Raw genomic sequence first — 25,120 nt, forward strand, 5'->3', positions numbered from 1 at the left:
ACGATGGGGTGATGCCGGAGACGGAGACCGACCACAGCGTGTGCGATGCCGCCGTGACGCTCGCGTTCTCGGTGCTCGGCAAGCGGTGGAACGGCATGATCGTCTCGTCGCTCGGCGGCGGTCCCGCCGGCTTCGCGGGGCTGCGCCGTGCCGTCACCGGCATCAGCGACGCCGTGCTGTCAGACCGCCTCGCCGAACTCTCCGACGCCGGCCTCGTCGTGCGCGACGTCGACCCCGGCCCTCCGCTGGCCGTGTCCTACACCCTCACCGACGCGGGCCGGCGCCTCCTGCCGATCCTCGACGACCTCGGCCGCTGGGCCTCCGACAACCTCGCCGCGCGCGCCCACTGACTCGAACCATGCCCTGCCGGGCTCCGCGGTGAGGCGGTCAGTCGGCGCCGAGCTCGTCGTCGAGCGCGCGGAGCGCGTCGAGGGCTTCGCGCCGCGCGCGGGCCCGTCTCCGCCTCAGCGCCAGCACGTCGGCGGTGCGCAGCCGCGTGTGGCTTCCGACCTGCCGCGACGCCAGTTCCCCGCCCTGCACCAGTTTCATGAGCGTCGGACGGGACACTCCGACGAGCTCGGCGGCCACGGTCGTCGTGAGCTCCTCGGGAAGCGTCGCGACAGACACCCGCCCGCCGGCCAGCCCCCGCAGGACGTGAGCCAGCAGCGAGCTGAGCTCTGCCGGCACGTCCGCCGTCGATCCGTCCTCCGCGGTGACGGCGAACCCGAGGGTGCCGAAATCGGGCGAATGCCGCAGAAGTTCGGCGGCCTGCTCGTGCAGACCCGCCTCGACGAATACCATGCCATTGGACAACAACACGCTCATGCGGCCCCCCGACCCGTGATGCGCGCACCCCCGAACGGCATCGGAAGCCATGGTATCGGGTTGCAGTTGCATGTGATCGCTTTGCAGATACATCTGTAACCCGCTAGCGTCGCCCGAGGCCGGACTCGCCGACGGAGGGGACAGGAAACACGTGGATGCGGTAGCGCTCAAACGGACCTGGGCTCAGGTCGCTGCCCACGGGGACGCGGTCCCCGGGTACTTCTACGCGCACCTGTTCCTGGCCCACCCCGAGACTCGCGACCTTTTCCCGGTCGCGATGGCGGCGCAGCGCGACCGCCTCGTGAAAGCGCTCGGCCACATGGTGAGCAACGTCGACCGCGTCGGCGACGTCGTGCCGTACATCGAGGATCTCGGCCGCGATCACCGCAAGTTCGGAACCGTCGCCGAGCACTATCCCGCCGTCGGCGCGTCGCTGCTCGCGACGCTCAAGCACTTCCTCGGCGACGCGTGGACGGCCGAGCTCGCCGGCGATTGGGCCGAGGCGTACGGACTCATCGCGACGACCATGATCACGGCCGCCGAGGGCGCCGAATCCCAGCCCGCGACGTGGTCCGCCGAGGTGGTCGCGACCGAGCGGCGGGGGATGGATGTCAGCACCCTGACGGTCCGCCCCGACGATCGGTATCGCTATCAGGCCGGCCAGTCGATGGCGATCGAGATCCCGCAGCGGCCGCGGCAATGGCGCTACCTGTCGCCGACGCACGCGCCGCGCGCCGACGGCACGATCACCTTCCACGTCCAGCTCGTCGCCGGCGGCCAGGTCAGCGGAGCGCTCATGCGCGAGCTGAAGGCGGGAGATCGCGTGCGGCTCGGCCCGCCCGTCGGCGAGCTGCTGACCCTGCCGTTCGACAGCGAGTGGCCCGACCTCCTGCTCGTCGCCGGCGGCACGGGACTCGCGCCGCTGCTGGCAGTGCTCGACCAGGTCGCCGCTCGCCACGCTGCCCGCGGCAACGGACCCCGCGTCGCGCTGTACCAGGGCGTGCGGCATCCCTGGGCGTTCTATGCGAAGCCCGAGCTGGAGCGCTACGCCGGCGCCGACTGGCTGGATGTCGAGTACGGCGTATCCGACGACCCGTCGTTCCCCGGACGCCGTGGGCTCATCGGCGACCTCGCCGCCGCGGACGGCCCCTGGGACGACCGCCTGGCGATGGTCTGCGGCTCGCCGCGCATGGTGGATCACGCGGTCGCAGCGCTCCACCGCGCAGGACTCGACGAGAGCCGCATCCGAAGCGAGAAGTACGAAGACCCGTTCACCCAACAACCCAGCGCCCTCGGCGGACGAGCAGACTCCCGGGAACCCGCCCGGGCAGGCACGTCGCCGGGCTTCCAGTAGGGGGCAGACGATCATGTCCGCGATCCAATCCGTATCCACCACGCCCGAGTCGCTCCGCGGAGCGACGTTCTCGGAGGAGCGCCACGGCTACGCCCGCGGCGAGGTCCATGCGATGCTGACGGCCGCGGCCGACGCCCTCGAGGTCGCCTGGCGCGAGAACTCCGCCCTGACCGCCAGCGGTGTGGGCGCAGACGACGGCGAGATCTCGAGCCGCGCGGTCCTGCTCCTCAGCAGCGCGCAGCGCATCGCCGACGATGCCGTCGCCGAGGCTGAGTCGTACGCGAAAGACCTCATCGAGACGGCGCGCACGCAGTACCGCGAGATCATCGAGCGGGCGCAGCAGACCGCCCACACGATCGAGAAGCAGGCGGCGGCGCATCCGGCTCAGGACGCGGCGGCCCCGGCGGGACGGCCCGCCGCGCCGAGCGCCGCAGTCCAGACGTGGGCGGATCGCTCGCCGGCATTCGCGTTCGCGACCGACGATCTCGAGGTCGCGGGACCTGCCTCTCCCGACGACGTCGTGCGGGCCCGCCAGTTCGCCCGCATGGCCACCGCGCAGGTGCATTCGCTGCTCGAGTCGATCGAGCGGGAACTGGCTCGGCTGGGAGCCGCCTCCGCACGACCGACCCCGCCCGCCCAGGCCCCGGCGGACGGCTCGGAATAGTCCTGTCGCCATCGGGCGACACTCAGCACTGACGACATCCCCCACCTTCACGATCGGAGCGCCCACATGACGGACACCAGCGAAGCGACCCTGTACCAGCGACTCGGCGAGGGCGAGGGCATCGCCGTCGTCGTCGACGGCCTGTACAGCCGGATCATGGCCGACGAGACCCTCGCCCCGTTCTTCGAGAGCACGCGCATGGCCGAGCAGAAGGGCCACATGGCGCTCTTCCTCGCGGCCGCGGCGGGAGGCCCCGACGGGTATCGCGGCAAGGATCTGGGTGTTGCGCACGCCGGCCGGGGCATCGGCGACGCCGACTTCGACCGCGTCATCGGCCACGCAGCCGCCGCGCTCGCCGACGCAGGTGTCGACGCCGCCACGATCGACCAGGTCGCCGGCGCACTGCTGCCGCTGCGTCCGCAGGTCACCACCCCGGCGGCCTAGCGGGGCGGTCGCGCCTACACTGGACGCACGCTCCCCGACGTCGATCGGAGCCCGCGATGAGTTCAGCGTGGTCGACGAGGCGCGAGTCGACACCTGAGAACTCGCGGCTCCTCATCGAGCGCGCCCACGAGGAGTTCGTCGCCGGCAACACGGGCGACATGCGCCTCGACGACATCCGCCCGCTCGTGCGCGAGTCGTGGCGCCGGTCGCTCGCGAGCCTCGTCGGTGCGGAGGACCTCCCGCCGCTCGACCTCGCGACGGCGCAGCTCGACGAGTACCGCCGCGCCCACCCGCTCGCCGGTGTCATCGACATGATCCGCGGCCTGCTCGTTCCGGGCGACCCCGACGACGCCGGGGTCGTCGTGGCGGTCGGCGACGCGGCGGGACGCCTCCTGTGGGTCGAGGGCGACCGCCGCGTGCGGGCCCTGACGGGCGACATGGGGTTCGTCCCGGGCGCCAACTGGTCGGAGGACGCCGTCGGCACTGCGGCACCGGGAACCGCGATCGCGCTCGACCGTTCCGTGCAGATCCGCGGCGCCGAGCACTTCAACCGGCTCGTGCAGCCCTGGTCGTGCACGGCGGCACCCGTCCACGACCCCGAGACGCGCCGCATCCTGGGCGTCATCGACGTCACGGGCGGCGAGCAGGTCGTCACGCCGCAGGCTCAGCTGCTCGTGGATGCCACGGCCCGCGCCGTCGAGGGCGAGCTGCTCCTCGCCCGTCTGCGCGCCCGCGAATCGGCGCCGACGCGGCGTGCGCCACGCAAGCCGGAGACGGCCCGGACGACGCTGCGCGTGCTCGGCCGCGACCGGGCGCTGCTGGAGGTCGCGGGCGACGGGGTCGAGACGGTGTCCGAGCTGGGGCTGCGTCACGCCGAGCTGCTCCTCATGCTCGCGACCCACAGGCAGGGCGTCTCCGCCGAAGGGCTCGGCGAGCTCGTCTACGGCGATGCGGGGGCCTCGGTCACGCTCCGCGCCGAGATGGTGCGCCTCCGCAAGGCTCTCGAGAAGTCGGCCCCGCACGTGACGCTCGAGTCGCGACCCTACCGGCTCGCCGCGCCCGTCGAGACCGACGCGCACCAGGTGCTCTCGCTCCTCGACCGCGGCGCTCACCGGGTCGCGCTCGCCGCGTACCGCGGCGACGTGATGCCCGACTCGACGGCTCCGGGCGTCGAGGAGTTCCGCGAGTCGGTGCGCACGGCGCTGCGCGAGGCGCTCATGGCCGAGGCATCCGTCGACGTCCTCCTCGCATTCGCCGACACGGCGGCGGGCGCCGACGACGAGGAGCTGCTGCGGCTGTGCCTCTCGATGCTCCCCGCACGCTCGCCCAAGCGCGCAGGCCTCGTCGCGCGCATCGAGAAGCTGCAAAGCGAGTGATCCGTTGCGGACGTGATCTGTCCGCGATGTCCGCGAGACTGGTCGCACCGACGAAGGGAGCGGACATGCTCAACGGATTCGCGACCCTCAACTTCTACGCCGACGACCTCCAGGCGGCCTCCGCCTGGTACGCCGACCTGCTCGGGATCGAGCCGTACTTCCAGCGCCCGGGCTACGTCGAGTTCCGCGTCGGGCCGTACGAGCACGAGTTCGGCATCATCGACGCGCGCTTCCGTCCGGATGCCGGCGCGCAGCCGGGCGGGGCGGTGCTGTACTGGCAGGTCGACGACGTCGAGGCGACCTTCGCGCGTCTCCAGGAGAAGGGCGCCGTGGTGTTCCAGCCCGTCACGGCGCGCGGTGAGGGCTTCGTGACGGCATCCGTCATCGATCCCTTCGGGAACGTCCTGGGCGTCATGGAGAACCGCCACTTCACCGACATGCTCGCCGCGCACACGCCCTGACGCCCGTCGGCATCCCGATGCAACGGGATGCAACGTTGCGAGGCCTACCTTCGACGCAACGCGGCACCGAAGCCGCGGGACAGCGTCGAAGGAGACTCACATGACCATCGTCGAAGAGGGCGTCTCGAGCGTCTACGCGGCCCCGGGGCAGCGCGGATCGGTCGCCGACTACCGCCCCCGCTACGGCCACTACATCGGCGGCGAGTTCGTCGAGCCGATCAGGGGCCAGTACTTCGAGAATATCTCGCCCGTCAACGGGAAGCCCTTCACGGAGGTCGGCCGCGGCACCGTGGAAGACGTCGACCGCGCCGTCGACGTCGCGTGGAAGGCCTTCGAATCGTGGAAGCGCACGACGCCGGCCGAGCGCGCCAACATCCTCAACAGGATCGCCGATCGCATCGAGCAGAACCTGGAGGCGATCGCCGTCGCCGAGACGTGGGAGAACGGCAAGCCCGTCCGCGAGACGCTCGCGGCCGACATCCCCCTCGCCGTCGACCACTTCCGCTACTTCGCCGGCGTCCTGCGGGCGCAGGAGGGCTCACTCAGCCAGATCGACGAAGACACCGTGGCGTACCACTTCCACGAGCCGCTGGGCGTCGTCGGTCAGATCATCCCGTGGAACTTCCCCATCCTCATGGCGACGTGGAAGCTCGCGCCCGCGCTCGCGGCAGGCAACTGCGTCGTGCTGAAGCCGGCCGAGCAGACGCCGGCGTCCATCCTGTTCCTGTTCGAGATCATCGGCGACCTGCTGCCGGCCGGCGTCGTCAACATCGTCAACGGCTTCGGCATCGAGGCGGGCGCGCCCCTCGCGCAGCACAAGCGCATCCGCAAGGTCGCGTTCACCGGCGAGACCACGACCGGGCGCCTCATCATGCAGTACGCGTCGCAGAACCTCATCCCCGTCACGCTGGAACTGGGAGGCAAGAGCGCCAACGTCTTCTTCGAAGACGTCGCCCGCTCGCGCGACGATTACTACGACAAGGCGCTGGAGGGCTTCAGCTTCTTCGCGCTGAACCAGGGCGAGGTCTGCACCTGCCCGAGTCGCGCGCTGATCCAGCGCTCGATCTATGACGGCTTCCTCGCCGACGGTCTCGACCGCGTCTCGAAGATCGTGCAGGGCAACCCGCTCGATCCCGCGACGATGATCGGCGCACAGGCATCCAACGACCAGCTCGAGAAGATCCTCAGCTACATCGACATCGGCACGCAGGGCGGCGCGAAGCTGCTCGCGGGCGGTCACCGCGTCGACCTCGGCGGCGACCTCAGCGAGGGCTACTACGTCGCGCCGACCGTGTTCGAGGGCACGAACGACATGCGGATCTTCCAGGAGGAGATCTTCGGGCCCGTCGTGTCGGTCACGTCGTTCGACGACTTCGACGACGCCATCGGCATCGCCAACGACACGCTCTATGGTCTCGGTGCCGGTGTCTGGAGCCGCTCGGGCGACACCGCCTACCGTGCCGGCCGTGCGATCGAGGCGGGTCGCGTCTGGACGAACACCTACCACCAGTACCCCGCACACGCAGCGTTCGGCGGCTACAAGCAGTCCGGCATCGGCCGCGAGAACCACCTCAAGATGCTCGACCACTACCAGCAGACGAAGAACCTCCTCGTCTCGTACGCCGAAGGAGCCATGGGCTTCTTCTGATCCGAGCCCGTCCCCTCGCCCGGCCTGCCCGACGATCGCGTCCCCTTGGCGATCGTCGGGCGGGCCGCGACGCCTGGCCCTTCCCGAGGACGACGATGACCGAGACCACCACATATTCACGCGTCGCGGTGACGGATGCCGCGGCCGCTCTGCTGCGCCACCTCACGGCGCAGCACGGCAGGCTCATGTTCCACCAGTCGGGCGGATGCTGCGACGGCAGCGCCCCCATGTGCTACCCCGTCGGCATGTTCCTGACCGGGACCTCCGATGTCCACCTCGGCGCCATCGACGCCGGCGTGGATGATCCGATCCAGGTCTTCATCTCCGGGGCGCAGTTCGAGTACTGGAAGTACACGCACCTCACGATCGACGTCGTGCCCGGTCGCGGTGCCGGGTTCAGCGTCGAGGGTCCGACGGGCAACCGCTTCATCATCCGCAGCCGCATGCTGACCGACGACGAACTCGACCACTTCGGGCTCGGCCCGCCGCGCTGACGACCGCGAGGCTGCGTCGGTTGGACGAGATGCCGGGTATTGCCCGCAGTCTCGTCCAGCCGATGTCGTCTCGCGCCCCATGAGGCGGCCCTCCACCTGGCAGGATCGTGGACGGGGGCCTCATGACGACGAACGACAGCCCGACGCCGACTCTCGCGGCGCTCGCACAGGCACACGGGGTCGCGACCGGATACTGGTCGTTCTTCGGCGATCGGGTCGAGGTGCCCGCGTCGACGCTGCGCCGCATCCTGACCGCGATGGGCATCGACGCCGTCGACGAGTCCTCGGCGCAGGCGGCGCTGACCGCGGCCGAGGAGGCGCCGTGGCGGGCGCTCCTGCCACCGTCCGTGGTCGTGCGGCGGAGCGGCGGCGAGCTGCTCGTGCACGTCGCGGACGGCTGTGATGTGGAGCTCACCGTGATGCTCGAGGACGGGTCGCGGCGCGGCATCCCGATCCCCGCCCAGCAGCCCGTCTCGCGGCGCATCGACGACGTCGCCGTCTGGCGGGTGGCCGTGCCTCTGCCCACCGACCTTCCCCTGGGGTGGCACAGCCTCCACGCCCGCGAACACCGGTACGGCACACCCAGCCGCACGAGCATGGCCACGCTCGTCGTGACGCCCGACCGGCTGTCGGCACCGCCGACGCGCCCGGGGGCGGGCGACCGCGCATGGGGTCTCATGGCGCAGCTCTACTCCGTGCGGTCGCGCCAGTCGTGGGGCGTGGGCGACTTCGCCGACCTCGGCGACCTCGCGACCGTCGCGGCGCAGCGCGGCGCCGACTTCCTGCTCGTCAACCCGATCCACGCGGCCGAGGTGACGACGCCCATCGAGCCGTCGCCGTACCTCCCGGCGACGCGGCGGTTCATCGCACCGCTCTACGTGCGGCCGGAGGACATCCGCGAGGCGGCCTACCTGAGCGCGGACGAGCGGAGCCTGCTCGACGCCGCGAAGGCGCCTGCCGCCGCGACCGATACCGACCCCGAGCGGGTCGACCGCGACATCGCCTGGATCGCGAAGCGCTCGGCCCTCGAGATCGTGCACCGCGCCCCGCGCCGCGCCGCGCGGCAGCGGTCGCTCGACGCCTTCGTCGCGGCCGGAGGCTCGGCCCTGCAGGACTTCGGCCTGTGGTGCGCGTTGGAGGAGCACTACGCCGATCTTCCCGACGGCGAGGAGAGGCCCGACGAGGCGCGTGACATCGGCTCGCCGCTCGTCGCGCGGCTGCGCGCGCAGCTGGCGGACCGCGTCGATTTCCATGTCTGGCTGCAGTGGATCGCCGACGAGCAGGCCCAGGCGGCACAGCGCGACGCGAAAGAGTCCGGCATGAGCATCGGCGTCATGCACGACCTCGCCGTGGGAGTCGACCCGGACGGATCGGATGCCTGGTCGCTGCGCGACATGTACGCGCCGGGCATCCGCGTGGGCGCCCCACCCGACATGTACAACCAGCAGGGCCAGGACTGGAGCCAGCCGCCGTGGCTGCCGTCGGCGCTCGCGGCGTCGGGGTACGCGCCGCTGCGCGACATGATCCGCAACCTCCTGAGGCACGCCGGAGCCCTCCGCATCGACCACGTCATCGGACTCTTCCGGCTCTGGTGGATCCCCGCCGGGCTCGGTCCCACGACGGGCACCTACGTGCGCTACGACCACGAGGCGATGATCGGCGTGCTCGCGCTCGAGGCCGAGCGGGCCGGCGCCGTCGTCATCGGCGAGGATCTCGGCAACGTCGAGCCGTGGGTGCGCGACTATCTCGCGTCGCGTGGCGTGCTCGGCACGTCGGTGCTGTGGTTCGAGTACGAGGGCGACGGACTCAAGCCTCCCGAGCACTATCGCACGGAGGTGCTCGCGACCGTCAACACGCACGACCTGCCGCCGACCGCGGGGTATCTCGCGGGCGAGCATGTCGAGCTGCGCGCCCGGCTGGGCCTGCTCACGGAGCCCGTCGAGGAGGTGCGTGCCGCGGCCGCCGCCGAGCGCGATCGGATGCTCGCGACGCTGCGCGAGCGCGGACTCATCGGCGCGGAGGCGTCGGAGCAGCAGATCGTCGAGGCGCTGCACGTGCTGCTGACGGCATCGCCCTCGCTGCTCCTCGGGGTCGCGCTCGTCGACGCGGTGGGCGAGCGGCGCGTGCAGAACCAGCCCGGCACGCATCGGGAGTACCCGAACTGGCAGGTCCCGCTCGCGGGGCCCGACGGCCGCGCCGTGCTGATCGAGGACCTCGCGACCGATGACCGCTTCGCCGGACTCACGCGGACCGTCGACCGGGCACTGCGCGGCGCCTAGAGCCAGCCGCTCTCCTCCGCGATGCGCGCGGCATCCGCGCGGTTGCGGCCGCCGGTCTTGCCGATCGCACTCGACAGATGGTTGCGCACCGTGCCCTCGGAGAGGTGCAGGATGCGCGCGATGTCGGCGACCGAACCGCCGGCGCGGGCCACGCCGAGCACGTCGGTCTCGCGCTCCGTGAGCGGCGAGTCGCCTTGCGCGAGGGATGCCGCCGCGAGGCCGGGGTCGACGACGCGCAGGCCCTGTGCGACCCGCCGCACGGCATCGGCGAGCTGGGTGGCCGGGGTGTCCTTCACGACGAACCCGGCAGCGCCCGCCTGCATCGCCCGCTTGAGGTAGCCGGGCCGGCCGAAGGTCGTGACGATGATGACGCGGCAGCCGGGAACCGCCTGCCGCAGCAGCGCGGCCGCCTGGATGCCGTCGATCCCGGGCATCTCGATGTCGAGCAGGGCGACATCCGGTCTCGACGCCACCGCCGCGGCCTCCACCTCGTCGCCACGCCCGACCTCGGCGACGACCTCGATGTCGCCCTCGAGTCCGAGCAGGGCCGACAGCGCGCCCCGGACGAGCGCCTGGTCGTCGGCGATGAGCAGCCGGATCGCGCCCGGCGAGGTGCCGGTCACAGCGTCACCCGCAGCCCGAACCCGCCGAGGTCGCTGCGGCCGATCGAGAGGCGGCCGCCCGCCGCCTCGACGCGCTCGCGCAGCCCGGACAGCCCGGTCGACGCGGCGGCACCCGACGTCGGCCCGACGCCGTCGTCGGCGATCTCGACCTCGCGGGCGCCGAGCCGCACGCGGCACCGTGCCGCGCCGGAATGGCGCACGACGTTCGTCACGCCCTCGCGCACGACCCAGCCGAAGAGCTCTCGCCGGTCGGCGGGCACGACGTCGGTCGAGGACGGCAGCTCCGCCGCGATCCCGGCCGCCTCGAGGGCCGACCGCGCGGCGGCGAGCTCTCCGCTCACGGTGACACCGCGGAAGCCCGCGACGGTCGCCCGCACGTCGGCGAGGGCGCCGCGGGCGAGCTGTTCGACCTCGCCGATCTCGGCCCTCGCGCGGGACGGGTCGACGTCCACGAGGCGCCCCGCGAGCTCGGACTTCACCGTGATGACGGTCAGCGAGTGGCCGAGGATGTCGTGGATGTCACGCGCGACCCGTCCGCGCTCGCGCTCGGCGGCCATCGCCTCGAGCTCGGCCTGCGTCGCCCGCAGCTCGTTCATCGTCGCGAGCGCCCGCCCGAAGGCGGCCATCATGAGCGAGACCGACACGATGATCGCGGGGAGCCAGATGTCATCCTCGCTCCATCCGTTGACCAGCGCCGCGCTCGCAAGGCCGAGGAGCCCGAGTCCGACGATGAGCACCCACGTCAGCCGCCAGGGGAAGGCGCACATCCCCACCGCGACTCCGACGTAGGTCCACATGGACGCGATGTCCCACCCGAGCCAAGGGAACAGGGCGAAGGTCAGGGCGAACAGTGCGGCGCACACCAGCAGCCGCCCGCGGAGCGGAAGCCACCACGCGAGGGGCGGCGCGACCAGGAAGGCCGCCCCGAAGACGACGACGAGTGCCACGGCGAGCACGGCGGACAGGGGTCCGTTCGCGGCGGCGACGGCGGCCTGCGCGGGAGAGAGGAGCCACAGCAGTGCGATGGTCGCGCCGAGGTACCAGCGGCGCGGGCCTCGCGCGAGCAGCGCGGGCCGGAGGGGGCCGAGGGCGGCGCTTCGTGCCGCAGCCGGCCGGATGGGCCACTCCGATCCGAGGCGCGGGCCGGGCGGGTCCGCCGGGTTCGCGTGCATGAGCATCACCTTAGAACGAGGGATGCCGCGACCCAGGGCTCTGCGGGAGTCCCGGGTCGCGGCATCCTGGATCAGACGCGCTTCGTGTCGCGGCGGAAGGCCCAGGCGGCCCCCGCGAGGAAGATCACGAGCCAGATGGCGGCGTTCACGAACCACAGCGCGTCGAGGCCGTCACCCGTGAGCGGCGCGCGGGCGATCTCGCTGATGCCGTAGACGGGCGTGAACTTCGCGATGACCTGCATGAAGTCGGGCATCGAGCTGATCGGGTAGAAGAGGCCGCCGAGGAAGGCGAGCAGCACGATCGCGAGGCTCGTGATCTGCGCCGCGTTCTCGCCGGGGACCAGGTAGCCGACGGCGAGGCCCAGCGTCGTGAAGATCGCCCCTGCGAGCAGCCAGCCCGCGAATCCCGTCAGGATCCACTGCGCCGGCGTGAGGACGACACCGCTGACGGCGCCGGCGATGAACGTCGCGACGATCGCGAGCAGGCCGAGCAGCATGCCCGCGACGATCTTGATCACGATGTTGACGACGGGGTTGAGGGGCGTGAGGCGCAGCTGACGACTCCATCCCTGCGCGCGCTCGACGCCGACCGCGGCACCGGTCTGCGTGGCCGACATCATGGCGCCGTACATCGCCATCGACACCATGATGTAGGCGGCCACCGACGGTCCGCCCGCGGCGATCGGGGTCGCTGTGAGGGGCGTATCGCGCAGCGGCAGGCCGATGATGACGTACATCAGCACGGGGAAGGCCACCGTGAAGATGAGCGTGCGGCGGTTGCGAAGCTTGCGCAGCAGCTCGATCCGCAGATACGTCAGCGTGAAGCCGCCGAGCGGGGGCGTGCGGCGATCGAGGCTCACGCGGTCGGTTGCGACGGCACTCATGAGGGGTCTCCTTCAGACGTGAGCGCCAGGAAGACGCTCTCGAGGCTCTGCGCGCTGATCTCGAGGTCGCGCGCCGCGGTGTGGGTGAGCAGATGCCGGGCGACGGCATCCGAGTCCTTCGTGTGCAGCGAGACGCGGTCGCCCTGCGTCTCGACGCCGTCGACGTCCGGCAGCGCCGCGAGGGCAACCGGGTCGGCGTCGTCGATCGTGGCGCGCACGATGCGCCCGGAGACGAGGTTCTTGATCTCGGCGGCGGACCCGTCGGCGACGATGCGTCCCTGGCTCATGAGCACGATGCGGTCGGCGTACGCGTCGGCCTCTTCGAGGTAGTGCGTCGCGAACAGCACCGTGCGCCCGCGCGCGGCGTCGGCGCGGATGGCGCTCCAGAACGAGCGGCGTCCCTCGACGTCCATGCCGGTCGTCGGCTCGTCGAGGATCAGCAGCCCGGGGTCGGGCAGCAGCGCCATCGCGAACCGCAGCCGCTGCTGCTGACCGCCCGAGCACACCCCGACGCGGCGGTCGGCGATCTCGCGAATGCCGGCACGCTGGAGCACCTCGTCGACGGGCCGGGTGTCGACGAACAGGCTCGCGGTCAGCTCGAGCGTCTCGCGCACCGTGATGTCCTTGAGCAGGCCACCGGTCTGCAGCACGGCCGAGACGTAGCCCTGCACGATCGCGGCGCGCGGCGTGCGTCCGAACACGCTCACGCTTCCCGCGTCGGGCTCGGCGAGGCCGAGGATCATGTCGATCGTCGTCGTCTTGCCGGCGCCGTTGGGGCCGAGGAAGGCGACGATCTCGCCCTGCCCGACCGTGAGGTCGACGCCGCGCACGGCACGGACGTCGCCGTAGTGCTTCTCGAGTCCCGTCGCGCGCACCGCGTCGAGGGTGCCTTCGGCCGCGACGGCGGAAGTCGCGGCGAGTCGTGTGTTCTCCATGGCATCCATCGTCGCGGGCGCCGCCGGATCGTGCCTCACACGCCCGTCACGACTCGGTCGTGACATTCGTCATGGGGCGGATGCGGCATCCAGTGTCAAGGCCGAAGAATTTCAGTCTCGTTACGAATCGTTCACTCGATTGCCCTTCGGGCCGTGCGGGATGAAGATATCCCGAGGGCCGCGCGACCTGCCGCGGCCGACTTCGTTCACAGCAGAGGTAGCACTCATGTCACTGCACCACAGCGCGCGCGGCCGGCTCGGCCTCGCCATCGGGGCCTTCGGGGCCTCGGCTCTTCTCCTCGCCGGCTGCGCCGGCGGCGGCGGGGGCTCGTCCACCGAGAGCGGCAGCGCCTCGGGTGGCGACCTCATCGTCGGCACCACCGACAAGATCACGTCGATCGACCCCGCCGGTTCGTACGACAACGGCTCGTTCGCCGTGATGAACCAGATCTATCCGTTCCTGTTCAACAGCCAGTACGGTACGGCCGACGTCACGCCCGACATCGCCGAGTCGGGCGAGTACACGTCCGACACCGAGTACACCGTCAAGCTCAAGGACGGCCTCAAGTTCGCCAACGGCAACGACCTGACCTCGTCGGACGTCAAGTTCTCCTTCGACCGCCAGCTCGCGATCGCCGACCCGAACGGCCCCTCTTCGCTGCTCGGCAACCTCGACAGCGTCGAGGCGCCCGACGACACCACCGTCGTCTTCCACCTCAAGAGCGGTCCGGACCAGACGTGGGAGCAGATCCTCTCGAGCCCCGCCGCGCCGATCGTCGACGAAGACGTGTTCTCGGCCGACAGCGTCACGCCCGACGACGAGATCGTCAAGGGCAAGGCGTTCGCGGGTCAGTACGTCATCGACTCCTACAAGGTCAACGAGCTCGTGTCGTACAAGCCGTACGCCGACTACAAGGGCGAGCTTCCCGCGCCCGAGAACTCGAGCGTCACGGTGAAGTACTACACCGACGCCTCGAACCTCAAGCTCGACGTCGGCAACGGCGACATCGACGTCGCGTTCCGCAGCCTCTCGGCGACCGACATCGACGACCTGTCGAAGAACGACAAGGTCAAGGTCGTCCAGGGCCCCGGTGGCGAGATCCGCTACATCGTGTTCAACTTCAACACGATGCCCTACGGTGCGACGACGTCGGACGCCGACGCCGCCAAGGCGCTCGCCGTCCGCCAGGCCGCGGCCGACCTCATCGACCGCGACGAGCTGTCGAAGGACATCTACAAGGGCACCTACACACCGCTCTACTCTTACGTCCCGCAGGGTCTGACCGGCGCGACCGAGGCCCTCAAGGACCTCTACGGCGACGGGAAGGGCGGCCCCGACGCTGCGAAGGCCAAGGCCACCCTCGAGGCGGCCGGTGTGACCACGCCCGTCACGCTCAACCTGCAGTACAACGGCGACCACTACGGGCCGTCGTCGGGCGACGAGTACGCCGCGATCAAGTCGCAACTGGAGGACGGCGGCCTGTTCACCGTCAACCTGCAGCAGACCGAGTACGTGCAGTACGTCAAGGACCGCACCGCCGACGTCTACCCCGAGTACCAGCTGGGCTGGTTCCCGGACTACTCCGACGCCGACAACTACCTGACGCCCTTCTTCTCGCAGAAGAACTTCCTCGCGAACCACTACGACAACCCCGAGGTGCAGCAGCTCATCACGACCCAGGCGACGGAGGCAGATCCCGCCAAGCGTGAAGAGGAGATCGGTCAGATCCAGTCGCTCGTCGCGAAGGACCTCTCGACGCTCCCGCTGCTTCAGGGCACGCAGGTCGCGATCGTGGGGGCCGACGTCGACGGCGCGACGCTCGACGGCTCGTTCAAGTTCCGTTACGCGCCGCTGAACAAGCAGCAGTAGTACCCAGCGCGGGCCGGCAGGCCGGGCGCCGGAGCGGGGATGCCTCCGCTCCGGGCTCGGCGGCCGGCCCGCGCGATACCTCTTAAGGCATACGCATGGTTCTCGCGGCCGAAGAAGCGATGGCCTCAGACCCGCTCGTCTCTGCAAAGGGCAGCGGGCTCTGGCGCTACATCCTCATCCGCTTCTTCCTCATTTTCCCCACGGTCATCATCCTCGTGACCGTCGTCTTCTTCCTGACGCGGATCACCGGCGATCCGATCACCGCCGCCCTCGGCGGACGGCTTCCTCCCGACCAGCTGGCCGAGCGCATCCACGAGGCGGGCTACGACCGGCCGGTCATCGTCCAGTACTTCGAGTACATGCTGGGCGTGTTCCGCGGCGACTTCGGCACGACGATCACCGACAACCAGGCCGTGAGCTCGATTCTGCTGCAGTTCGGTGCCGCGACGCTCGAACTCGCGATCTACGCGCTCATCGTCGCGTTCCTCGTCGGCATCCCCTTCGGCCTGATCGCCGCGAAGATGCGCGACCGCGTGCCCGACGCGTTCCTGCGGATCGGCGCGATCCTTCTCTACGCGACGCCCGTCTTCTTCGTCGCGATTCTGTACAAGCTCGTCTTCGCGGCGTGGCTCGGCTGGCTGCCCGTGGCGGGCCGTGCGTCGACCCGCGTCGAGCTGCAGCTGCAGGCGATCCAGAACCCGACCGGCATCTATCTCATCGATGCGTTCCAGATCGGGCCCGAGGCGGTCGGAGATGTGCTCATGCACGCCATCCTGCCGGCGCTCACCCTCGGCCTCCTCACGGCAGGCGTCTTCCTCCGGCTCGTGCGCACGAACGTCATCGGCACGCTCGGTGCGCAGTACGTCACGTCGGCGCGCTCGCGCGGCGTCGGCGAGTACCGCCTGCTCACGAAGCACGCCTACCGCCCCGCGCTCATCCCCATCGTGACGGTCATCGGTCTGCAGATCGGCCTCCTCCTGGCGGGAGCCGTGCTCACCGAGACGTCCTTCGAGTGGAAGGGGATCGGGTTCCACCTCGCGCAGTACATCCTGTCGCGCGACTTCGTGGCCGTGCAGGGCATCGTCATCATGATCGCCGTGATCATCGCCGTGACGAACTTCATCGTGGATATCGTCGCCGTGCTCATCGACCCGCGAGTGAGGTACTGATGTCCACCGAACCCACTGTCGAGCAGGGGGCGGATGCCGCGGCTCCGCCTCTCGCACCCGCCCGGCTCACGACGCGCAAGAAGCCGTTGGCCGACCGCATCCCCGTCCTCTCCCACGTGCGCCAGAGTGTCGGTCTGCAACGCGCGATGCTCATCGCCGGCCTCGTCCTTCTCGTGGTCTTCGTCGTCGTCGCAGTCTTCGCGCCGTGGATCGCGCCGTACAGCTGGGTGCAGCGCAGCGTCGACGGCGTGAAGTTCGGCACGCAGCAGCCGCCGAACGCGCTCAACATCTGGGGCACGACGGTCGCCGGCTTCGACGTCTACTCGCGCACCATCTGGGGCGCGCAGACGGCGATCCTCGCGATCCTGGCCGCCATCGTGTTCTCGATCTTCCTCGGCATCTCGATCGGCCTCCTCAGCGGCTACTTCGGCGGCTGGCTCGACCGCGTCCTCGTCGTCATCGCGGACGCGATCTACTCCTTCCCGTCGCTGCTGCTCGCGATCGTCGTCGCGAGCGTCATCTCCGGCGGGCGCTCGACGCTGTGGAGCGGGGTTCTGGCGGCGGCGATCTCCATCACCGTCGTGTTCGTGCCGCAATACTTCCGCGTCATCCGCGCGGAGGTCGTGCGCATCAAGGCCGAGCCGTTCGTCGAATCGGCGCGCGTCATCGGCGTGCCGACCCGACGCATCCTGACCCGTCACGTGCTGCGCAACTCGCTGCGATCGATCCCCGTCATCGTGACGCTCAACGCGTCGGAGGCCCTCCTGACCCTCGCGGGCCTGGGCTTCCTGGGCTTCGGCATCGATCCGACGTCCGCCGCAGAGTGGGGCTACGACCTCAGCCGCTCGGTCGCCGACGCGTCGAGCGGCATCTGGTGGACCGCGATCCCGCCCGGCACGGCGATCGTTCTCGTCGTGCTCGGCATCACTCTCATGGGTGAGAGCCTCAACGACCTGAGCGACCCGCGCCTGCGCCGCCGTCGCCGTGCGGGAGGTGCCGCATGAGCGCCCTCAGTGAAAGCCCCGTGGCATCCGTCCGCGACCTGCACATCACGTTCGCGACCGACGCCGAGCCGGTCAGGGCCGTCAACGGCATCAGTCTCGAAGCGCGCCCGGGCGAGGTGCTCGCGATCGTGGGCGAGTCGGGATCGGGCAAGACCGTCACCGCCAATTCGCTCCTGGGACTCCTGCCCGAGACGGCGACCCTGTCGGGCGCGATCATCGTGCGCGGGCGTGACGGAGGCGAGACCGACGTCGTGCACGCGACGCACGATCAGCTGCAGGAGATGCGCGGGCAGGATGCCGCGATGGTGTTCCAGGAGCCGTCGACGGCGTTGAACCCCGTCTTCACGGTCGGCTTCCAGATCGCCGAGGGCCTGCGCGCGCACGGCAACGTGTCGAAGGCCGAGGCGAAGGCGAAGGCGATCGAGATCCTCCGGAAGGTCGGCATCCCGGAGCCCGAGCGGCGCGTCGACGACTACCCGCACCAGTTCTCCGGCGGCCAGAAGCAGCGCGTCGTCATCGCGATGGCGCTCGTGCTCGACGCGAAGCTCATCATCGCCGACGAGCCCACGACGGCGCTCGACGTGACGGTGCAGGCCGAGATCCTCGAACTGCTGCGTGCATGCCGCGACGAGTTCGGCGCGACGATCGTGCTCATCACCCACAACATGGGCGTCGTCGCCGACCTCGCCGACCGTGTCGTGGTGATGTACCAGGGCGACATCGTCGAGCAGGCGCCCGTGCGCGAGCTGTTCGCCGCTCCCCGCGAGGAGTACACGAAGGCGCTTCTCCAGGCCGTGCCGCACGTCGGCCGGGGGAAGAGCGCGACGCAGGATCCTGCCGCACCGGCACCGACCGAGGCGCCCGAGGGCAGTCTCGTGGTGGCGAAGAAGGTGCAGATCGGCTACCCGGGGCGCTTCGGCTCGTCGGGCGTCATCGCCGTGAAGGGTGTCGACTTCTGGATCGCGCCCGGCGAAGTGCTCGGGCTCGTGGGCGAGTCGGGGTCGGGCAAGACCACGATCGGCCGCGCGATGGTGGGGCTCACCGAGGTCCTCGGCGGCTCGCTCACCGTGCTCGGGCAGGAGATGAAGGGCGTCAAGCCGCGTCGCCTGGCGAAGATCCGGCCCGACGTCGGGTTCGTCTTCCAAGACCCCGCGACGAGCTTCAATCCGCTCCTCACGATCGCCGAGTGCATCGCCGAGCCGCTCGTCGTGCACGGCCGCAATTCGTCGATCGGCAAGGCGAGGGCGCGGGTCGACGAGCTGCTGGATGCCGTGCACCTGCCCACGTCGTACGGCGACCGCTATCCGCATGAGCTGTCGGGCGGGCAGCGCCAGCGCGCGTCGCTCGCACGCGCCCTCGTGCTCCGCCCGAAGTTCCTCATCGCCGACGAGCCGACGAGCGCGCTCGATGTGTCGGTGCAGGCGCGCGTGCTCGAGCTGTTCGCCGAGTTGCAGCGCGAATTCGGCTTCGCATCGCTGTTCATCAGCCACGACCTCGCCGTCATCGACCAGGTCGCAGACCGGGTCATCGTGCTGCGCAACGGCGAGATTCGGGAGCAGGGCACGACGGTGCAGGTGCTCACCGATCCGAAGGACGACTACACGAAGCGGCTGCTCGCGTCGCTGCCCGTGCCCGACCCCGTCGAGCAGGCGACGCGCCGGGCCGTGTGGCAGGCGACGCGCGAGGCCTGAGAAGGCGGAACGCACGAACGGCCGGTCCCTTCCCGGGACCGGCCGTTCGCATCGATGCGCCTACTTGTGGACGGCGTAGACCGTCGTCGCGACGGCGCCGCTCTGGACGCCCTTCGCCGTGACATCGACGACCTTGACGAGCTTCGCGTCGGGCGCCGTGAAGGTCGCCGAGATCGTGCCGTCGATGACGTCGACCCGCTTCTTCTCGCCGCCGAATGCGACGGTGACCTGACGGTCGCCGGCGAAGCCGGTGCCCGAGATCGTCACGGTGTCGCCCGAGCCGCTGATGCCGGGCTTGAGTTTGGCGCCCTTGCTCAGCGACGCCGTGTCGAGCTTGAGGCCGAGCGTGCCCGAGATCGTGCTGAACGTGTCGGTCTGGTCGGTGAGGCCCACGATGTTGGCCGCGCCGGGGCCGTAGCCCGCGATGCGCACCTGCGAGCCGGTGTGCTGCTGAGACCCGCCGGCTGCCGCGGTGCCGTACGACACCTTCATGACCGAGCCGTCGACGGTCGTGAGGGCCGTCGAGAGCGACGTCGGCGGCGTCGAGTCGACGATCTGGCTGGTGTGGGCGTGGTCGGCCGTCACGAGGACGAGCGTGTTGCCGTCGGCCTTCGCGAAGGCGAGGGCGGCCTGCACGGCCTCGTCGAGGTCGATCGTCTCGCCGATCTGGCCGCAGGCGTCGGCCGAGTGGTCGCGCTTGTCGATGCTCGCGCACTCCACCTGCAGGAAGAAGCCCTTGCCCTTGCCGTTCGAGTCCGACTTCAGCAGATCGATCGCCTTGTTCGTGAGCGAGGCGAGCGAGAGGCCGCTGTCGAGGCGCGACGGGTTCTCGGTGCACGTCGTCGGACTGTCGGCACCGCCGACCGTCGCGGTCGTCGGGTTGTACCGGGTCGGGAAGTTGCCCGGCGTGAACAGGCCGAGGAGGGGCTTCGACTGGTTCGCCGCCGAGACTGCGGCGAGACCCGCGGCGTCGGTCACGACCTGGTAGCCGCGGTCGGTCGCCTGGTCGAGGAGCGTCTGGCCGTTCCACGCGCCGGCCTTCGCGGTCTGCTGGAAGCTCGCGAGTCCGCCGCCGAGCACGACGTCGGGACGCGCGTCGAGCAGCTGCTCCGAGATCGAGCCGAGACCGCCGGCGACGAGCGCGTCGTCGCCGCACGTCGTCGAGTCCGGGCCGTAGCACGATCGGGCGTCGACGTGCGCGACCTCGACGGCGGGGGTGGCATCCTGGATCTCCGCTGTCGAGACATCACCTGTGCGCAGCCCGTTCGCCTTGGCGATCTCCAGGAGCGTCGGCATCGGCTTGCCGTCGATGTCGACGGAGATCGCGTTGTCGTACGTCTTGCTGCCGGTCGCCCACGCGGTGCCGGTCGCAGCCGAGTCGGGCACGTAGTCGGGCAGGCCGCGCTGCGGGCCGTCCTTGTAGATGGAGTACGTCGTGTACGAGCCGGTCAGGGGGAGCGCATCGATGCCGGGGAGCTCACCCGCTGCGCCGTAGGCGTAGTTGCGCGCGACGGTGATCTCGGAGTCGCCCATGCCGTCGCCGATGAGGAGGATGACGTTCTTGGCCGGGCCCGAGACGATGGCCTGCTTGACGTCGTTGGTCTTGTCGCCGTCAAGGCGGTGCCAGCCCGAGGCGATGGTCGACGCCACGGCGCCCGTCGAGACGAGTGTCGCGGCCACGAGGACGCCGCCGCCGATCATCGCGAGCGCGCGCGCCCGCGACTTCGTGGGTGTGGAAGACATGCTGAATGCACTCCAAGAGGGTTCGGTGGATTCCCTGAGCAGGGACGTCTCCAGACGACTCCCGCAGGGTGGAGGCATCCTGAACCGCAATCGAAAACTCCGGAAGCGCCGGATGACGCGGCGGTGACCGACGCGTGAGAGCACGATGAGACGACGCCGGGCGGGACGATCGCTCGTCCCGGCCCGGCGTCGAGCCTGCGCCTACTTCTTGGTGTTGGTGACGCTGAGCGTGTACCCCGCGTCGAGGAAGGTCAGGTCACCGGTCGGGAGGTTCGACACCATCGTGGCGAAGTCCTTCTTGGTGCCGTTCGCGCACTTCGTGCTGAAGCCGCCCTGCGAGATGAGGTCGCCCGTGAGGCGGTAGACGTAGTTGCCCGCGCCGTCGGTGACTTCGAACGGCGAGTTCACGCCCGGGGTGAGGTCGCATGTCGCGATGACCTGGAGCGTCCAGTTGTTGTCCTGCACGCCGGTCGTCTCGACCCAGTTGCCCGGCTCCGACGAGAGGGTCGCCGGCGCACCGTTGACCATGACGTCGTCGACGAACCAGCCGGTGTCGAGGTAGGCGGCGTCCGTCGAGTAACGGAACCGCACGTCCGTCGCACCCGCCGGCAGTTGTGCCGTCAGGTGGATGTACACGGGGTCGTCGACGAAGTACGCGCCGCCCGACGTTCCCGTCAGGCCGTTGCCCTCCGTGTTGTTGCCGTGCGGGTTGTCGTTGCTCGTCACCACGGTGCCCGCGTCGTTCACGAGCGGCACAGTGACCCAGTCGCCGTTCACGAGCGCCTCGACGAAGCCGTAGTCCCAGCCCTCCTCGATGAAGTTCCAGTCCCAGAAGTCGAGCGACGTCACACCGCCCGACACGTCGACGTCGAGGACGTTGTCGTTCTGGCTCTCATAGCCGCCGTACCAGTGCGTCGTGCCGCTGTGCGGCGGCACCGACGAGGTGTCGTCGCCGTCGAGGCCCACCGTGACGGTCGGGCCCGGGTTGCGGAAGCGCTCGATCTGGATGCCGTAGGGCACCGCCGTCGGGGCCTGGCCGTTCTTGCGTTTGTCCCACTTCGACGCGGGCTGCGCGCCCTGGTTGCTGCCGCGGCCGTCCCAGAACGAGCTGTCCGCGAGATCCATCGTCCAGGTGGTCGAGGCCGGGTTGCCGAAGTCGGCGGCCTTGATGTCCCAGCGGCTCGACTTCTCGTCGTCGAGGTACACCGCGACGGCCCAGTCCTCATAGAGGGCCTTCACGTCGCGCAGGTTCGCACCCGTCTCGGCGTTGAACTGGTCGATCGCAGCCTGGACGCCGTCCATGCCGTCGGCCTGGTTCCGGAAGATGCGCTTGATCAGCAGGTCGCCGCCGGCGCCGTCGTACTGGCCGTCGGGTGTGTAGGTGCCGTCGCCGTTGCCGCCCGCCTGCTCCCAGAGGTACTGGAAGAAGGTATACGAGGCGCCGTAGTTCTCCAGACCCCCACCCCATCGGGTGAGTGAGGTCTCGGCGTAGAACACCTGGTGATAGGTGAGGTGCGACCCGCCCACGTCGTATCCGTTGAGGAAGATCGCGAAGTCGGCCAGACCCTCGTCGACCCACGACAGCTCGCCGGGGTCGCTGTAGTTGTGCAGGAGGTGCTGCAGCTCGTGCGCGATGACGCCTTCGTAGAGCGTCGGGCGGTCGTTGGACGGGTCGTCGTCGCGCCACGGCGAGTCGTTCGGACCGACGCGGTTCGCCCAGTCGAGGGCGTCGACGACGATGACGTTCATGCCGTTCGAGTCGATGAAGTCGGGGGCGAAGTAGCCGGCCGTGTAGCTCGTCTCGGCGCAGTCGTAGTACGCGTCGTCCTGCACGTTGTAGACGACCATGACGAGCGAGTCGCTCGAGGGGTCGGCGGGGTCGGCGGCCAGCATGGCCCCGAAGTGCTCCTCGTCGATCGCGACGACGTGGCTCGCCAGCTGGTCGCCCATGTAGTCGATCTCGGCCTGCGTCAGCGTGAAGTCGGCGACGTCGGCGTCGGCGCACGGCGTGAAGTCGTCGCCCGGGGCGTGGTCGAACGCGGGGTCAAGGCTGGCGACTCCGGCGGGCGCCGAGCCGTCGAGCGGTGTGCCCTCGGGCACATAGATGTAGACGGGCGTCCCGTCGGGCGTCGTGTTGGCGTAGACCCGGGTGAAGTCCTGGTCGTACGTGCCGCCCGCTGCGCTGTCGTTGATCGGCAGCGTGATGGTCGGGTCGCCTGCCGCGGCGGATGCCGGGGCGGCGTAGGCGAGGGTCATGGCTGCGACGGCCGCGCAGCTCAACATCGTGGCGCCGACGATTCGGCGTCGAGGTCGCATCACTGGGATACCTCCGGGGGTCATGGCCCCGCCGGGCGACTCGTGGCCTCCCTGGGACCTGTCTGATCAGCGACGGGTCCACTTCGACCGGCCGCAAGGGGCAGTACATCACGGAAGGAATTCGGGGTCCAGCTATTGCTTAGTGCGGCCTTAGACGCTAGGCAGAGCGGTCTCAGCGGAAGATGAGATCGAGCACACCCGTCTGGCTGAGGATCCAGAACACGATGAGGGCGACCCCTGCCACGATCGAGCCCCACGAGACGCGCCGTGTGAGCCGACGGCCCTGGCGGGCGACCCCGGGCGGCGGGCGCAGCAGCGCCGCCGAGGTCGCGAAGGGCGAGGCTTGCGTGCGGGATCCGGATGCCGCGAGAGAGGTCGCTTCGGCGGTGGGTGCCGCGACCAGCCGCTCGTCGCGCCAGCGTCCCCACTGCGCGAGCTTGTCCAGGAGTGCGCCGACGATCGAGAACAGCCATGCCCACGTCGCGGGGTCGAGCGTCGAGACGTCGCGCTTGGCATAGAGGAAGAGCCAGTCGTCGACGATCTCGACATCGAGCGCCGCAGCGTGATCGACGAAGCGGGCCATGATGTCGGGCGTGAACAGGTAGAGGGCATCGCGCTCATAGCCCTCCGGGCAGTACAGCGCGAAGTGCTCGTCGAAGTCGCCCTCGAGGCTCAGCCGCTGGTGCGCGTCGAACGTCGCCGGCAGGTTCGTGCCGAAGAGCGAGTTGTTGCCCTTCGCATCGAGCACGATGTTGGGCAGCGGCACGTCGAGCTTGACGGCGACATAGCCCCACGTGTGCGTCGTGCGGTTCTTGCCGGAGCCCGTCGTGTAGCGGTAGTTCGCGAACTCCGCGAACCTCGGCTTCTCCCCGCGCACGAGGTCGGACGCCTGCCGGCCGCTCCCGACGCCGAAGAGCATTCCGGGCAGGGCGGGATTCGCGAGCACCGGCACGTACGACATGCCGTTCGCCCGGGCGAAGCCGTCGAGCCGGTACCACCGCACGTTCTGGCCGGAGATGCCGCGCACGAAGCCGAAGATCGCGAGCGGCGCGACGAGGCCGATCACGACGAGCGGCACGAGGAAGACGAGCACGCCGATCCAGGCATCCTCTCCTCCCGAGGAGAGGAATGAGGTGAGGATGGAGACGAACACCGAGAGGAACATGCCGCCGAACACGACGGCGATGAATCCACCCACGACGATCGCGACGATCGTCGACGAGCCGAAGAGCTTCGCGACCCTGCCGTCCGTGCGCAGCCGCCGGGCGAAGTCGCGCGCCGCGCGCCGGTCGACGGGCTCGGTGAGCGGCCGCGCGTCGAAGGCGCTCACGCGCCGTCGGCGTCGGCGAACGGGCCCAGAACCGTCCCCTCCGCGATCGGGTCGGCCTCGATCCGCGCATCCGTGCTGAGCGTCCGGATGAGGGCCGGCGGCCCGGCGACGATCGTGGCGTCGGCATCGACGTCTGTTGCGAGCACCCACGCGCGGTCGTCAGGCCACACGAGGCTGGGGCTCGCGGTGAACTGGGGCGCCTGCGGTTCGGCCCACGGCACGCGCTGCGCCCACGCGGCATCCATCAGCTCATCGATCGTGCCGCGGAACAGCACGTGCTCGCGATGCGGCAGGACGAGCCGCGGCCCGCGCGAGATCTCGTCGGAGAGGATGCCGGGGAGCCACACGTGCTTGCGGAAGACGTTGTTGAACGGGTCGTGGATGCTGCGCGCCAGCATCTCGCGATGACGCTCGAGCACTGCGGGGTCGGCGGAGTCCTCCCCGTCGGCGTTCGAGGATCGCGCGACCGCGGGCGTCGGCGGGACGCCGAGGCCTCCGACGAGGCCGCCCCACCCGTCCCAGACCGCGACGTGGATCTCGGGCGTGCCCGAGTGCGCCGCGAGATGGGATGCCACGACCGAGAGTACGGCCGGATCGATCCGGCCTTCCTCGCGCTCGCGGGAGAGCTCCGAGACGCGCGGATGGAGGATCCGCGCGTACGCGGCGAAGCCGTGCGGCACGACATCGTGCATCGTCCCCCGCCATGGGTCGTCGAGCCGGTCGCGGATCCAGCCGCCGGCGGCGACATCGGCCGTCCACTCCATGCGCCACACGCTACCCGCGCGGACGTCCGTCGGGCGGATTCGGGCCACGGCGCGGCATCCGGTACCATAGGAGG

22 protein-coding genes are annotated in these 25,120 nt (G+C 70.2%); 13 read left to right on the forward strand and 9 right to left on the reverse strand.

The genetic code is table 11. From position 1 onward, the window contains the following. Positions 1–11: 11 nt before the first annotated feature. On the forward strand, positions 12–350 hold the full coding sequence (locus tag ACH3VR_RS20990) for a winged helix-turn-helix transcriptional regulator (RefSeq protein WP_397558284.1): 339 nt from the start codon (positions 12–14) through the stop codon (positions 348–350). A 37-nt stretch (positions 351–387) separates the two neighbouring features. Here the strand turns inward: ACH3VR_RS20990 and ACH3VR_RS20995 are convergent, their stop codons facing one another. After that, on the reverse strand, positions 388–918 hold the full coding sequence (locus ACH3VR_RS20995) for a helix-turn-helix domain-containing protein (protein WP_397558285.1): 531 nt from the start codon (positions 916–918) through the stop codon (positions 388–390). A 58-nt stretch (positions 919–976) separates the two neighbouring features. On the opposite strand from ACH3VR_RS20995, the gene ACH3VR_RS21000 reads away from it, so the two are divergent. The 8 genes from ACH3VR_RS21000 (at position 977) to malQ (ending at position 9,545) form a co-directional block, all read left to right on the forward strand. Next, entirely contained in the window at positions 977–2,179 is a 1,203-nt protein-coding gene (locus tag ACH3VR_RS21000; RefSeq protein ID WP_397558286.1) for a globin domain-containing protein, read from the forward strand. Positions 2,180–2,192: 13 nt separating this feature from the next. Continuing rightward, positions 2,193–2,843, forward strand: a complete 651-nt coding sequence (locus ACH3VR_RS21005; RefSeq protein WP_397558287.1) for a DivIVA domain-containing protein — start codon at positions 2,193–2,195, stop codon at positions 2,841–2,843. A 66-nt stretch (positions 2,844–2,909) separates the two neighbouring features. Beyond that, positions 2,910–3,287: a group I truncated hemoglobin gene (locus ACH3VR_RS21010; RefSeq protein WP_397558288.1), complete on the forward strand. Its 378-nt coding sequence runs from the start codon at positions 2,910–2,912 to the stop codon at positions 3,285–3,287. 56 nt (positions 3,288–3,343) lie between these two features. Next, entirely contained in the window at positions 3,344–4,663 is a 1,320-nt protein-coding gene (locus tag ACH3VR_RS21015; protein WP_397558289.1) for a GAF domain-containing protein, read from the forward strand. A 65-nt stretch (positions 4,664–4,728) separates the two neighbouring features. Next, on the forward strand, positions 4,729–5,124 hold the full coding sequence (locus tag ACH3VR_RS21020) for a VOC family protein (protein ID WP_397558290.1): 396 nt from the start codon (positions 4,729–4,731) through the stop codon (positions 5,122–5,124). A gap of 100 nt (positions 5,125–5,224) precedes the next feature. Continuing rightward, positions 5,225–6,772 carry an acetaldehyde dehydrogenase ExaC gene (gene exaC / locus ACH3VR_RS21025; protein ID WP_397558291.1) on the forward strand — a complete coding sequence of 516 codons (1,548 nt, stop codon included), beginning with the start codon at positions 5,225–5,227 and terminating at the stop codon, positions 6,770–6,772. Between the two features lie 95 nt (positions 6,773–6,867). Then, complete coding sequence (locus ACH3VR_RS21030; protein ID WP_397558292.1) at positions 6,868–7,266, forward strand: DUF779 domain-containing protein; 399 nt, start codon at positions 6,868–6,870, stop codon at positions 7,264–7,266. A gap of 122 nt (positions 7,267–7,388) precedes the next feature. Beyond that, entirely contained in the window at positions 7,389–9,545 is a 2,157-nt protein-coding gene (gene malQ, locus ACH3VR_RS21035; protein WP_397558293.1) for a 4-alpha-glucanotransferase, read from the forward strand. Here the strand turns inward: malQ and ACH3VR_RS21040 are convergent. From ACH3VR_RS21040 to ACH3VR_RS21055, 4 genes are all read right to left on the reverse strand, one after another. Beyond that, a complete protein-coding gene (locus ACH3VR_RS21040; RefSeq protein WP_397558294.1) occupies positions 9,542–10,168 on the reverse strand; it encodes a response regulator transcription factor in 627 nt (208 codons plus the stop codon). The two genes, malQ and ACH3VR_RS21040, sit on opposite strands and share 4 nt — an antisense overlap. Beyond that, positions 10,165–11,340 carry a sensor histidine kinase gene (locus ACH3VR_RS21045; RefSeq protein WP_397558295.1) on the reverse strand — a complete coding sequence of 392 codons (1,176 nt, stop codon included), beginning with the start codon at positions 11,338–11,340 and terminating at the stop codon, positions 10,165–10,167. The genes ACH3VR_RS21040 and ACH3VR_RS21045 overlap by 4 nt, the downstream gene beginning before the upstream one ends. 71 nt (positions 11,341–11,411) lie before the next feature. Continuing rightward, a complete protein-coding gene (locus ACH3VR_RS21050) occupies positions 11,412–12,224 on the reverse strand; it encodes an ABC transporter permease (RefSeq protein ID WP_397558296.1) in 813 nt (270 codons plus the stop codon). Further along, positions 12,221–13,159, reverse strand: a complete 939-nt coding sequence (locus ACH3VR_RS21055; RefSeq protein WP_397558297.1) for an ABC transporter ATP-binding protein — start codon at positions 13,157–13,159, stop codon at positions 12,221–12,223. The genes ACH3VR_RS21050 and ACH3VR_RS21055 overlap by 4 nt, the downstream gene beginning before the upstream one ends. A gap of 226 nt (positions 13,160–13,385) precedes the next feature. Here ACH3VR_RS21055 and ACH3VR_RS21060 point away from each other — a divergent pair, with 226 nt between their 5' ends. From ACH3VR_RS21060 to ACH3VR_RS21075, 4 genes are all read left to right on the forward strand, one after another. Beyond that, complete coding sequence (locus ACH3VR_RS21060) at positions 13,386–15,029, forward strand: ABC transporter substrate-binding protein (protein WP_397558298.1); 1,644 nt, start codon at positions 13,386–13,388, stop codon at positions 15,027–15,029. Between the two features lie 119 nt (positions 15,030–15,148). Beyond that, positions 15,149–16,198, forward strand: coding sequence for an ABC transporter permease (locus ACH3VR_RS21065; protein WP_397558299.1), 1,050 nt, complete (start codon positions 15,149–15,151; stop codon positions 16,196–16,198). Then, positions 16,198–17,202: an ABC transporter permease gene (locus ACH3VR_RS21070; RefSeq protein ID WP_397558300.1), complete on the forward strand. Its 1,005-nt coding sequence runs from the start codon at positions 16,198–16,200 to the stop codon at positions 17,200–17,202. The genes ACH3VR_RS21065 and ACH3VR_RS21070 overlap by 1 nt, the downstream gene beginning before the upstream one ends. Further along, positions 17,199–18,893: a dipeptide ABC transporter ATP-binding protein gene (locus ACH3VR_RS21075; RefSeq protein ID WP_397558301.1), complete on the forward strand. Its 1,695-nt coding sequence runs from the start codon at positions 17,199–17,201 to the stop codon at positions 18,891–18,893. Before ACH3VR_RS21070 ends, ACH3VR_RS21075 begins: the two co-directional genes overlap by 4 nt. A 60-nt stretch (positions 18,894–18,953) precedes the next feature. Here ACH3VR_RS21075 and phoA read toward each other — a convergent pair whose 3' ends face one another. From phoA to ACH3VR_RS21095, 4 genes are all read right to left on the reverse strand, one after another. Beyond that, positions 18,954–20,636, reverse strand: a complete 1,683-nt coding sequence (phoA, locus tag ACH3VR_RS21080; RefSeq protein WP_397558302.1) for an alkaline phosphatase — start codon at positions 20,634–20,636, stop codon at positions 18,954–18,956. A 201-nt stretch (positions 20,637–20,837) separates the two neighbouring features. Further along, a complete protein-coding gene (locus ACH3VR_RS21085; RefSeq protein WP_397558303.1) occupies positions 20,838–22,952 on the reverse strand; it encodes a hypothetical protein in 2,115 nt (704 codons plus the stop codon). Between the two features lie 172 nt (positions 22,953–23,124). Beyond that, complete coding sequence (locus ACH3VR_RS21090; RefSeq protein ID WP_397558304.1) at positions 23,125–24,282, reverse strand: hypothetical protein; 1,158 nt, start codon at positions 24,280–24,282, stop codon at positions 23,125–23,127. Continuing rightward, entirely contained in the window at positions 24,279–25,046 is a 768-nt protein-coding gene (locus tag ACH3VR_RS21095) for a hypothetical protein (RefSeq protein ID WP_397558305.1), read from the reverse strand. The genes ACH3VR_RS21090 and ACH3VR_RS21095 overlap by 4 nt, the downstream gene beginning before the upstream one ends. Between the last annotated feature and the right edge of the window lie 74 nt (positions 25,047–25,120).

This window comes from Microbacterium alkaliflavum (assembly GCF_044325405.1).
Lineage (GTDB): Bacteria > Actinomycetota > Actinomycetes > Actinomycetales > Microbacteriaceae > Microbacterium > Microbacterium alkaliflavum.